We start from the raw sequence: 12696 nt of genomic DNA on the forward strand, positions 1-12696 counted from the left end.
TTTTAATTTATCTTTGCAAAGGTAAGAAGACAATAGGAATACCCCCGAAATAACGAATGTGGATAGAGATCATTAACGGGCCGAACCTTGCTCGGATCGGCCAGCGTGAGCCCAGCATCTACGGCACGATGTCGATGGACACTTGCCTAGAGCAGCTGCACCAGCGCTATGATCACCAGCTTCGTCTGACCTATTTCCAGTCGAACCATGAGGGGGCGCTCCTTGACAGGCTCTATGAGCTGCACGATGCCGGTGCTGACGCCATCATCCTCAATGCCGGTGCCTATACCCATACCTCCTTGGCCTTGGCCGATGCCCTCCGGGCTATCACTCCCCCCACTATCGAAGTCCATATATCCAATATCTATAAGCGTGAGCCTATCCGCCAGCGCTCCCTCATCGCAGAGGCCTGCCGAGGGACGATCTCGGGCTTCGGTCTCGATGGATACCGCTTAGCCATCGAAGCCGTGTGTGGGGGCTTACCTCTACCGACCCACGAATAAATTACCCCAATTAAGCATTATGAAGAAAACTAAGATTGTAGCTACTATCTCGGATCTGCGCTGCGACGTAGAATTCATCCGTCCGCTCGTCGAAGCTGGCGTGAACGTCGTACGTATGAACACCGCCCACATGACGAAGGAGGGTATCACCCAGGTCATCAACAATACGCGTGCTGTATCGCCCAGCGTCGCTGTCCTCCTGGACACGAAGGGCCCCGAAGTCCGCACGACGGTCCTCGAAGGTGACGCAGAAGTCAAGCGCGAATTCCACGCTGGTGACAAGGTCATCTTCCAGGCTAACCCCGAGGCCAAGACCAACAACGAAGTCATCAACGTGAACTACGTGAACTTCGTCCACGACGTACCCGTAGGTGCTCGCATCCTCCTCGACGACGGTGCTCTTGCCTTCGACGTGGAGAAGAAGGAAGGCGACAAGCTCTTCACGACCTGTCAGAACAATGGTAAGCTCGGTAGCCGCAAGAGCGTCAACGTCCCCGGCGTACGCATCGACCTGCCCTCACTCACCGAGAAGGACCGTGGCAACATCCTGCACTCTATCCCCCAGAAGATCGAGTTCATCGCTCACTCTTTCGTCCGTAACAAGAAGGACATCGAGGAGATCCAGACGATCCTCGACGAGCACAACAGCGACATCAAGATCATCGCTAAGATCGAGAACCAGGAAGGTGTCGACAACATCGACGAGATCATCGACTCTTGCTATGGTATCATGATCGCTCGTGGTGACCTCGCTATCGAAGTCCCCGCTGAGAAGGTCCCCTCCATCCAGCGTATGATCATCAAGAAGTGTATCGCTGCCAAGAAGCCCGTCATCGTCGCTACGCAGATGCTCCACACGATGATCGACAACCCCCTGCCTACGCGTGCAGAGGTCAGCGACATCGCTAACGCTGTCTACTACCGCACCGACGCTGTCATGCTCTCTGGTGAGACGGCTAACGGTAAGTATCCCCTCGAGGCTGTCCAGACGATGGCAAGCATCATCCGTGAGGCTGAGAAGGCTCTCGAGCGCGAATACAACGACGAAGTGCCTTACTCTAAGGAAGTGAGCACCACGACGGCCTTCCTCTCTAAGCAGGCTGTACGTAGCGTCGAGCAGATCGATACGCAGGCTATCATCACCGATAGCTTCACCGGTCGTACGGCTCGCTACCTCTCTTCCTTCCGTGCCACGGTCCCCGTCTGCGCTGTCTGCTACGATCCTACTCTGGCTCGTCAGCTGGCTCTCAGCTACGGTGTGACGGCTCACTACGCTGAAGACGCTGCTTGCCCAGGCTCACGTCTGGCTGCAGGTATCAAGAGCTTCATCGAGTCAGGCCTCATCAGCGAAGACACACAGGCTGCTTATATGAGCGGTACGATCGGTCAGTCGGGTGCTGCTCACTCGCTCGAGATCGACACGGTCAAGGAGATCCTCGCTAAGAACGCTAAGTAATTCGGCGCTTCGCTGAATACCTCTTTACGGGGCCACTACCGATATCCTTCGGTAGTGGCCCCGTCGCTTTCTCCCCCTGTGAGTAGCCGTTTAGGTGCTATAGTCCCGTGCTGTGGATAGCCCGATGATCCGCTTTAGGGGAAGCCGTAGGTACTACGCTCCGATGTATTCAAGTATGTACTATATTTGCGTCGAGAAAAGTAGAGTTATGCCTTCCCTATGAGGAGCGGCCTCGCATGTCCAATACATATATATATTAAGTCCCCCCCATTTCATAGAGATGAAAGCACTAAGGAACTCCTCCTATTTGGCTTTGGTTGCCTTGATGGCTCTCGGCATTAGCTCCTGTAAGGAGAAGGATGATCCAGATCGTCCGTCACCAGATCGGAAGATCGCATCCGAGGGTACTTACCCCACCTTCATGCGCCTCCATGGGGTAGAGCCTAAGACCTTGCCAGCAGAGCGCTATCTGGGGCAGTGCTTCAACCTTGTAGAGCATACGGCTAATGATGCTGGGGGCTTCACGCGGTGGAGTGTCTTGGATGAGAAGCGCATCGCTTCTAATGATCCATGGTCTCCTTTTGGTCGGGCTATTACCCCTACGCTTCGTGTGCCACGGCATACCGAGCTTAGTGTCCAGCCTGAGGACCGCTCCTTTAAGCGGACTTATCAGTCCTCCGTGGATAAGCCATTCAGTGACTCAATGGTCGTAGCGGTAGGTACGGGCTATGAGAAGGTAACTTGCTCTTATGGCAATAGAAGATACTCTGTAGGGAGCCTGCAGCGATATGTCTATCGCTATACCACGGGATATAAATATCTCTACGAGCGATATGAAGTAGCAGATCCGATGGACTATGAGTTCTATCTAAGTAAGCGTTTCGTGAGAGATCTTAAAGTGCTCTCGGCGGCTGCGCTGGTGGAGAAATATGGGACGCATGTCGTGACTTCATATTCCACGGGTGCCTCTCAAGACTTGGCCGTGGCTGCTAACTCATCACTATTCACTGAGAGTGAAGTCATGGCTATTCATGGTGCGCTTTGGGTAGGAGGAATGCCCCTATTTCCTGAGCTCCAGAAGAAGGTGAGCAACAACTTTTCGCAGTTGGGGGTAACCTATCTACAGTCTGGAAGTAAGTACGAGCCAAACCTCAGCTCGGTCATAGATCCAGATCATACGGTGGGGCGGTATGATCAGCGTCTCTTCCAAGAGCAGATCAATGCCAATGCGCACACGACGTTCTTAGAGCTTGAAGAAGGGAATCCATCGATCCCCTCGCTTATCTCAGATATTCCGCTGAAGGTAAAGTACTTCTCTGGAATCTTAGACTTGGTGCGACCCAGCGAACTGGGGAGTACAATGTATGTCTTATCTAACCCCGAGACCTATGAGACGATCCCTTATCAGTCGACCTATCTGAATGTTATGTTGCCTCGCTATGAGAGTACGCAGGCCTATATCTACATCGGCCCGGACTCCTATCGTACTTTAGATGAGCCTGATCAAACACCAATTAGATGGAGGGCTACCCTCCAGGCATCGGGCTTGTGGACCTTCCAGAGTCTTAAATCCTCAAAGTATTTGTGCCGAGACTTCGTGCTGCGAACGGATAAGGAAGATACGGGGAATTTGCGCTTCTGGGGGCTTAACCCTATAGTTTCTACTGGTGCAAAGAGCTGGGTTTCTTTGGCAAATCTCCTCATACGTAAGAGCTGATTATTCATTCCTAAATAGTGCTTCACCCCCCTATTGCTATGCTTGCTATAGGGGGGTGAAGTGCATCTAATAACAGGGGGAGAGTGGGTGTTGGTATTGGTTTTGCGGCATAGCGAATACGGTGGCTCGGGAGGAAGCCGCGGCATTGTCGTATCTTTGATAAGATTATTACATTTGGATAAGTAGACTCCGTGCCGAAGCTAAGCCCAGTAAAAGCCCTCGGTACGTGAGCCCTAAGATGCATAGATGAAAGATATATTCATGTTGATCCGCCGCTTCATCGCTCCTTATTATAAGGGGTACTTGAGCCTTGCGGTGACCTTCAACATCCTGAGCGCCTTGCTCAATCTGGTGGCCTTCGCCCTCGTGATGCCCATCCTCAATATCCTCTTCCAGATCGAGGAACGGGTGACGACTTATATCCCCTTCAGCTCGCTTGACCTCACCACCCAAGCAGGTTGGTCGCAGATGAAGGAGGTGGTGACGAATAACTTCGGCTACTTCGTCTCCCAGCTCATCGAGACCGAGGGAGCCTCTTACACACTCATCATCCTCGGCATCTATCTGGTGCTGATGACGCTCCTGAAGGTCGGTGCTACCTACCTCGGGGGCTTCTTCCTCGTGCCTATCCGTACGGGGGTCGTCCGTGACCTGCGCAATCAGCTCAATGCAAAGATCCTTGCCCTGCCGCTGGGCTTCTTCAGCGAAGAGCGCAAGGGTGACGTACTGGCCCGTATCACGGGGGACGTCGGGGAGGTGGAGAACTCCGTGATGAGTTCGCTCGATCTCCTTCTGAAGAATCCTATCCTCATCTTCGTCTACCTCGGCTCGATGCTCGTCATCAGCTGGCAGCTCACCCTCTTCGTCTTCCTCGTCCTGCCCATCGCGGGCTTCGTCATGGGGCGTGTAGGGAAGTCGCTCAAGCGCACCAGCCTCGAGGCACAGAATCAGTGGGGGCAGCTCATCAGTCAGGTCGAGGAGACGCTCGGTGGGCTACGTATCGTCAAGGCCTTCACCGCAGAGGAGTTCGTTGATAAGCGCTTCCGTGACTCCAACGAGGAGTACCGCCAGACGGTCATCGGTGTGAACCGCCGTCAGCTCCTGGCGCACCCCGTGAGTGAGCTCCTCGGTACAGCGACCATCGCTATCGTGCTGTGGTATGGCGGCTCGCTCATCCTCAATCGAGATAGCAGCATCGATGCCTCGACCTTCATCTACTATCTCGTCATCTTCTACAGCCTCATCAACCCGCTGAAGGATCTCAGCAAGGGTGCCTATGCTATACGCCGTGGTATGGGCTCGATGGAGCGTGTCGACCGCATCCTCCAGGCCGAGAGTACGATCACGGATCCCGCTCAGCCTAAGCCTGTCGTCTTCAACGAGGCGATCCGTCTGGAGAAGGTCTCCTTCCGCTATGCTGAGGAGTGGGTGCTACGTGACGTAGATCTGACGATCCGCAAGGGGCAGACCGTCGCACTCGTCGGGCATTCGGGCTCGGGGAAGAGCACGCTCGTGGACCTCATCCCTCGCTTCTACGACGTCGTCGAGGGGTGCATCACCATCGATGGCACAGATATCCGTGAGGTCGCGGTCGCTGATCTGCGCCGCCTTATGGGGAACGTCAATCAGGAGCCTATCCTCTTCAATGCTTCGGTCTTTGAGAATATCGCCTTCGGTGTCGAGGGTGCTACCCTCGAGAAGGTGCGTCAGGCCGCCGAGGTTGCGCACGCCGATGAGTTCATCAATGAGATGCCTGCTGGCTACGATACCAATATCGGGGACCGTGGGGGTAAGCTCTCCGGTGGCCAGCGTCAGCGCCTCTCTATCGCCCGTGCCGTCTACAAGAATCCCCCGATCCTCATCCTCGACGAAGCCACTTCGGCTCTCGATACCAAGAGCGAGCGCCTTGTGCAGAGTGCCTTGGATCACCTTATGGAGGGCCGTACGACCATCGTCATCGCCCACCGCCTCTCGACGATCATCCATGCCGATGTCATCTGCGTCGTCGATGATGGGCGTATCGTCGAGCAGGGGACGCACGACGAGCTCCTCGCACTCGGCGGACACTACGCCAAGCTGCATGCTATCCAAGTCAAATCCTAAGCGGACACAGAGATGAAGCGTAATCCTATCAAGTACAACTATACCGATACCTTCCGTGCGGCTCTTGAGCTCGCTGCCGAGCACGCCAAGGAGCTACGCTGTGGCGAGATCACGAATGACCTCCTCCTGTGGGGCGTGCTCAGCGAAGGCACCAGCGCCGCTATCCGCTTCCTGATGGACCGTAATATCTCCGTGAAGGAGGTGCTACGCGAGGTGGACGAGCATATCCAGTCCGACGATAAGGAAGATCCCGCACACGTCTTCTACAGCATCGAAGCGCATAGCACACTGGCGCGTGCGGCGCAGATCTCCACGCTCCTCGGGGCGCAGGCCATCAGTGCGCTGCACCTCCTCTATAGCCTATACTTCTGTTCGCCCCCGACGCTCCTCACGCACTACCTCGTAGCTCACCGCATCAACGAGCATACCGACCCCCAGCTCCATCGTGTCGCTATGCTCCTCGAGGGCAGTAAGACTACCGCAGAGGAGAGCGCACCAAAGCCCATAGAACCCAAGCTAAGCCAGCCCGCTTCGGATAAACCTTCAGCGCAGGCTCAAGCGATCGTCTTGTCCCAAGACCGCGTCCGCCGCATCCCCATCCGCATTGATCTGGCGCAGATGAAGGGGCCTGGGCTCGGTGGCGATGGCGAACTGCCACCCAGCGACGAACTCCTGCAGGCACTTGCCGAGAGCATCAGCACGCAAGTCGACCGCATGCTCGGTAAGCTCCCCGAGGGCGAAGAAGCCCCGAAGGATGGGAGCTTCCCCTACGCTGACTTCGGTCGCCGTGTGACGAGCACTGCCCCCACGCCCCCTGAAGGTAAGGTGGAGCCGATGCCCTACGATGATGAAGCGCGCGACCTCATACAGATACTCTCCCGTGAGAGCTACCCCTCGGTGGTCTTGGTGCACGAGCTCCATGACAGCCCCGAGCCGATCATCAAGGCGCTCGTTCGCCATATGGACCGCCGTGCTGAGCTGGATGCTAAGGGTGGCAGTGCGAGTGTAGCCGATAAGCTGAGTGCCACGCCGCAGGGCTTCCGCTACCAGTCGGTGCTGGAGCTTGATCCGCTACGTCTGGCCTCTGCGAGCCAGATGATGGGTGGGGCAGAGCAGTACCTGCAGTCCCTCTTTGAGCGACTCAAGGCTGATCTCTCTGTACTCCTCTATATCGGTGATCTCAGCCTCCTGAAGCCCCTCGGTCGTACGGGTGGTGAAGTCTTGGAGGCCCTCTTTGTGGGGCTTGCGAAGCGTCGTATGCAGTGCATCGCCCACGCTACTCCCGCTACCTACAGCCAGTCGGTCGAGCGCAGTGAAGCCGCTTCGCTCAGCACGACAAAGTACATCATCAAGCCTCTTGAGGGCGAGGCACTCCGTAAGGCCTACGAGCGCCGCCGTGCCTTCCTCGCCGAATATCATGCGGTGAGCTATCAGACGCCCTACGAGGAACTGCTGGCACTTGCTCAGCGCTACTTCCCGCAGGAGCCTGCGTTCTACGCCCTCGGTGAGATCCTCGATGCCGCCGCCAGCGAGACCCGCCGTCGCCTGCATCGCCACTTCTATGGCACGACAAGCAGCACGCGAAGCAAGGGGACTGTCAGCCGTGATGACCTCTTGCAGGGCCTTGCCCGTCGCCTCAATATCCCCGTGGAGCAGATCGAGGATAAGACCGAGCTCCAGCGCCTACGTGAGCTCCCCGCGAAGCTCCGCAGCCGTATCGTCGGGCAGGATAATGCCGTGGCTGTCGTCAGCCGTGCCGTGCAGCGTGCCCGTCTCGGGCTGCGTGACGGACAGCATCCCATCGCTTCCTTCCTCTTCCTTGGCCCGACGGGCGTAGGGAAGACCTATCTGGCGAAGGCGCTGGCGAAGGAAGTCTTCGGCAGTGAAGAGGCGCTGGTGCGTATCGATATGAGTGAGTTCGCCGAGCGTCATAGCGTCTCCCGACTCATCGGCCCTCCTCCTGGCTACATCGGCTACGGCAATGGTGGCGAACTCACGGAGCCCGTGCGTACCCGCCCCCATCGCTTGGTCCTCCTCGACGAGATCGAGAAGGCCCACCCCGATATCTATAACCTCCTCCTGCAGGTCCTCGACGATGGCCGTCTGACGGACTCGGAGGGGCGTACGGCGGACTTCCGCAATACGATCATCATCATGACGAGCAATGTCGGTTCGCGCGAAGCGAAGGACTTTGCCCGCTCCGTCGGCTTCTCTGGCCTCAGCAATGGGCAGGAGCGTAGCGAAGGCATTGTCCGCAAGGCGCTGGAGCGCACCTTCAGCCCCGAGTTCTTGGGTCGTCTGGACGGTACGATCGCCTTCGAGAGCCTCTCAGATGAGTCCCTCCTGCAGATCGTCTCTCTGGAGCTGAAGCCTATCGTAGAGCGCCTCGCTGCCTCGGGCTATGGCCTGACGCTCACTGAGGAAGCTAAGCGCTTCGTCGGTATCGATGAGACGCATCGCGCACTCGGAGCCCGCCTCGTGCGCCGTCGTCTGCAGCAGCTCGTGGAGGATCCCTGCGTCGAGCACATCCTCGAGGAGAAGCTCCATGCGGGTGAGACCTTCGTCGTCAGCCTCGGGAAGGACGGCGAGCTCGTCTACGCGATCCAGCCCAGCCGTACTGCCGATAGCCCGACGCGAGCAAAGAAAGCTCCTGCTACCCTGAAGTCAAAGAAATCTTGACGATGCCCCAAACACTTGTCACTGAAGAGGAGCTCCAGCGTGCGCTGGCTGACCCAGAGCGCCGGCGAAGCGCCTTCACCACGGTCGTGCGCCTCTACTCGCAGCAGATCTACTGGCAGATACGCCGTATGGTCTACAACCACGACGACACCGATGACCTCGTGCAGAACGTCTTCATCAAGGCCTGGGAGGCTATCGAAGGCTTCCGTGGCGAGGCGAAGGTCTCCACGTGGCTCTACCGAATCGCCCTCTATGAGACCCTGAACTTCCTCAAGAAGCGTCGCCACGAAGAGGAGAACGTCATCGCCCCCTCGGAGGAGGGCGACTCGCTCTACCTGCTGGATCGCCTCACGGCCGACGAGTACTTCGATGCCGATGAGGCGGAGGTGCGCCTGCAGAAGGCCATATTGAGCCTACCTGCCAAGCAGCAGTTAGTCTTCCGCCTGCGCTACTACGACGAGATGCCCTACGACCAGATGGCCGCACTTACCGGCACGTCGGAGGGTGCGCTCAAAGCCTCCTACCACCACGCGATGAAGAAGGTAACAGAAGAACTTCAGCGCAGCGAATAAACCTTTTCCCCTACCAGTTGTCACACAGAGTGAAGCCCCGATAAGGGCTCGTATATTAGAGATGAATAAGCAAACTAACCTACCTACTCCCGCCGAGAGTCGTGGGCACTATAGTGTCCCCGAGGGCTACTTCGATAGCCTCGAGGAGCGTATCATGGCGAAGATCCCTGAGGAGACCCCCGAGGAAGTCGCCGAAGTCCCTCGCGTCAGCCTATGGATGCGCCTGCGTCCCATCGCTTATCTGGCGGCGATGTTCGTCGCGATGAACCTCATCTTCCGTGCCTTCGCACCGAAGACTGCCGAGGATAAGTCCGTCGCTACGGCCCAGACTGAGGTCAGTAGCGAAGACGAGTATGCCAACTACTACGCCGACTACGGTGAGCGTATGACGGCCGTAGCAGGCTATGACTCCTACTACAATTCGCTCCTCTCCGACCTCGGGACGATGACGAATACCTCCTTTACTGCCACCCGCTAACTCCTACGAAGACAATGAAGCGAATCCTTTATATCCTTTGTTCCATCCTCCTCCTGACGGGTGGGCTCTCCGCGCAAGCCAAGAAGAAGCCTGCCGATCCAGGTAAGGACATGCGCGAGAAGGTACGTGCTGAGAAGCGTGCCTTCCTGATGCGTGAGCTCTCCCTCACCGCTGGCGAAGTCGATGCACTGATGCCCGTGCTGAACGAACTTGACGATAAGCGCTTCGCCCTATGGCGCTCGACCGAGACCCTCGGCCGCCGCGTACGTCAGGGCGACAAGACGCTGACCGAAGCCGAGCTGAATACATTCCTCGAGCAGATGCTGGATTTCCACGTCCGCGAAGCTGAGCTGGAGCGCACCTATTACCTGCGCTGTCGCTCCACGCTTCCCGCTGACAAGCTCGTACGCCTGCCGATGGTCTGCAAGGACTTCGCCCGCCGCTTCTTCGAGCGCCACAAGCGATAGCGCTCGCCTCGCTCCCACCTTATTATCATAGAGAAGTTGGCACCCCTTCTGCGGGTGCCAACTTTTTTTTGTGCCCGTGTGCAAGCTGTGCACTTCCCTCATTGGGTGTGCGAACCTATATTGAGACTGTTGCGGCAGAGTCCTGCCCGCTATTTATTCAGCTAAGGTATCGCACGCCCAGCTCCCCGATATGCCTCTCCGAAGTGATAAGCAAGCCCTTCGCCTTATCGCGCGTATTCCTCTTATCCAGCTGAGGGAAAAGTGCCGTTCTCGTGAAGGAAAAAGCGCCTTCATGTAGTGGTTTTCCTCTGTCTATGCACGTAGTCCTAAAGACCAGGTACGCAAATCCAAATATCCACGCACGTAGATTTATCGTCCACGTACGTAGTCCAAACTTATCTGCCACTCGTCCACAACTTTTATCCCTACGCGGAGCAACAACCTAATATAGGTCGGTGATGCGACCAATATAGGTTTGCGCGCCGACCAATAGTGCTTCGCTCACGGACCACTATAGGTTCGACCGCAGACCAATAGTGGTCCACACCACCCACTACTATTGGTTGGTATCCGCTCCTTGCAAAGTAGCTGATGCAGAGGAAATCTACTTATTCTATTCTTTTTCTAAATTTGCGGTACACACACGCCCCTCATGGGGGGCGCACGCATGACTGACATCTTCCCAAATCAAGGGCCTTATGAAGAAGCACATCCCAGAGGCTACGCGCCTCCTTATTGTTGCCCTCCTCTTTGGTATTCGCCTGAGTGGAGCGGCTCAGCAGCCCACGACAGATAGTATCGCGACCCCCGACAACGAGCTCGAGGGCGTCAGCGTCATCGGCTATCGCAAGATCAATACGGGCAATATCCACAAGCAGATCTTTGAGCTCGAGGCGAAGGGCGTGCCGAAGGGTGCCTCCGCCGACCGTGCGCTACGCTATGTGCCTGGCCTTCTCATGGGGAGTGCGGGCTACAGTATCTTGGGTAGCGAGCAGGTCGCTCAGGTGCTGATAGATGGAGCGCCTGCCAGCCCCGAAGAGCTGGCAAGCCTCCCTGCGCAGTCGATCTGGCGCATCGAGGTCCTGCGGGGCGGCGTCGATGGCGACCGCATCAATATACGTAGGCTACGCAGTCTCACGCGGGAGTTCAAGGGACGCATTGACCTCGGGCTTAGTCAGCCCGCCCGCTACTCGGCGAGTGCCAACCTTACCCTACAGACCCCGACGACCGTGCTGACCTTCGTCCCCTCGGCGCTATGGAGTCGGCAGGAGATCTCCTCACAGCTCGACCGCAAGAGTGCAGGGGTGGCACACGGCTGGCATCATCAGACGACGACTAAGACCAAGCAGGCAAGCTCGCTTCTGCGCTTTGACTTCTTCCCCAGCAAGCACTGGGATAATACGCTCGTCGCGATGTATTCGCGCAATGGACATGATGGCTTCAGCGAGTCCACCCAAGATGCCCTTCCCTCCCAGCGACTGGATGAGACGGGCTATATGCAGATCTTGCAGGGGCATCTGGCGAGCCGCTATAAGTGGGGCGAGAGCTTCCTGCGACTGCGTGGGCATCTGGCGAGTGAGTGGGACCGCCAAGAGCTGAGCCTCCAGAGGGCCACGCACGAGGCGGAGAATACCTATCGGAGCCTCACGGGCGACCTGACCTATCAGACGAAGCTCGAGGGCCGTGCGGGTCGGCATAAGCTGAATACCAGCTACGCCCTGACGCACCGTGAGACCCGCTCAAGCTATAGTCCCCAGCGCTATAAGAGCCTGATCCATGCCCTCAAGCTGGGCGATGAGGTCAGCTGGGGCGAGCAGTGGGGTGGGGACTTCCTGCTGGATATGCAGTACGATGAGCAGCGCCTCTCCACACTGACGCGCCGTGCTTGGTACGTCCTTCCCTACGCCAGCCTCTATTATAGTGGAGAGCGTGATGCCGTTGAGCTCAGCTATGACCTCAGCGTCTCCCGCCCCACGGGGGAGATCGTAGACCCCACACGCTACTATACCTCCGACACCGAATACACCGAGGGGAATGCGAGCATCGCCAATGAGCGCACCCATACGCTCGCACTCCGCTACCAGCGTCAGGTCAAGCAGACCTTCCTCTCGACGGCCTTCACCTACACTCGGACGCTGGACGCTATCGGGCGTATCCATGCGCTTGCTGATCCTCAGCTGGAGACTTGGGCGAACGTAGGGCGGAGCACCGCCTACGCCCTCTCACTGGGTGTGAATAGCTCCTTCTTCGAGCGTAAGATGAATCTGAACCTCGGAACGGCTCTCGGCTATGTCACGAAGGAGATAGCGCCCGAGCATCGCCTCACCGCCCTGAGCGCTGGCGGGAGTGGGCTCTTCTATCGGGGTACGCTCAACCTCAGCTACACGACGAGCCGAGACTGGACGTACACCATCTATGCGCAGTGGTCGGGTAGGGAGCTGACCTTCTCCTACCAGCGTGACCACCTGCCCTACGTATACTTCGAGGTGAATAAGAGCTTCCTCGACGACCGCCTCTCCCTCACACTCTCCCTCCTCAATCCCTGGGGGACGATGCGCACCGATACCCGCTACTTCTTCCGTGATGTCACGCAGACCCGCTGGGTGACGAATAATCATAGTAGCGGCGTGCGTCTGGGGCTGACTTATAGCTTCGGGAAGCGCTTCCGTACCCGACAGGGCAACGAGCCCATCGAGCAGATCGACCGCAAGGGGAAGTAAA

9 protein-coding genes are annotated in these 12696 nt (G+C 57.3%); all 9 read left to right on the forward strand.

Annotated elements, in window-relative coordinates; genetic code table 11:
* Window positions 1-56 precede the first annotated feature (56 nt).
* Complete coding sequence (locus tag HMPREF1323_RS03040) at window positions 57-503, forward strand: type II 3-dehydroquinate dehydratase (RefSeq protein ID WP_009432697.1); 447 nt, start codon at window positions 57-59, stop codon at window positions 501-503.
* Window positions 504-522: 19 nt separating this feature from the next.
* Window positions 523-1959 (forward strand): pyruvate kinase, encoded by a 1437-nt coding sequence (pyk, locus tag HMPREF1323_RS03045; RefSeq protein WP_009432768.1) that lies wholly within the window; start codon window positions 523-525, stop codon window positions 1957-1959.
* A gap of 280 nt (window positions 1960-2239) precedes the next feature.
* Window positions 2240-3676, forward strand: coding sequence for a hypothetical protein (locus HMPREF1323_RS03050; RefSeq protein ID WP_044123968.1), 1437 nt, complete (start codon window positions 2240-2242; stop codon window positions 3674-3676).
* A 246-nt stretch (window positions 3677-3922) separates the two neighbouring features.
* The gene (locus tag HMPREF1323_RS03055; protein WP_044123969.1) at window positions 3923-5779 is read left to right on the forward strand and encodes an ABC transporter ATP-binding protein; all 1857 of its coding nucleotides are present in this window, start codon (window positions 3923-3925) and stop codon (window positions 5777-5779) included.
* Between the two features lie 12 nt (window positions 5780-5791).
* Window positions 5792-8458, forward strand: a complete 2667-nt coding sequence (locus tag HMPREF1323_RS03060) for an AAA family ATPase (RefSeq protein ID WP_009432781.1) — start codon at window positions 5792-5794, stop codon at window positions 8456-8458.
* Window positions 8459-8460: 2 nt separating this feature from the next.
* Window positions 8461-9030 (forward strand): RNA polymerase sigma factor, encoded by a 570-nt coding sequence (locus HMPREF1323_RS03065; RefSeq protein WP_009432686.1) that lies wholly within the window; start codon window positions 8461-8463, stop codon window positions 9028-9030.
* Between the two features lie 61 nt (window positions 9031-9091).
* Window positions 9092-9508 (forward strand): hypothetical protein, encoded by a 417-nt coding sequence (locus HMPREF1323_RS03070; protein ID WP_009432813.1) that lies wholly within the window; start codon window positions 9092-9094, stop codon window positions 9506-9508.
* 14 nt (window positions 9509-9522) lie between these two features.
* Window positions 9523-9975 (forward strand): hypothetical protein, encoded by a 453-nt coding sequence (locus HMPREF1323_RS03075; RefSeq protein WP_009432741.1) that lies wholly within the window; start codon window positions 9523-9525, stop codon window positions 9973-9975.
* Between the two features lie 698 nt (window positions 9976-10673).
* Window positions 10674-12695, forward strand: coding sequence for a TonB-dependent receptor (locus tag HMPREF1323_RS03080; RefSeq protein ID WP_009432756.1), 2022 nt, complete (start codon window positions 10674-10676; stop codon window positions 12693-12695).
* Window position 12696 lies beyond the last annotated feature (1 nt).

This window comes from Porphyromonas sp. oral taxon 279 str. F0450, assembly GCF_000292995.1.
GTDB lineage: Bacteria > Bacteroidota > Bacteroidia > Bacteroidales > Porphyromonadaceae > Porphyromonas > Porphyromonas pasteri.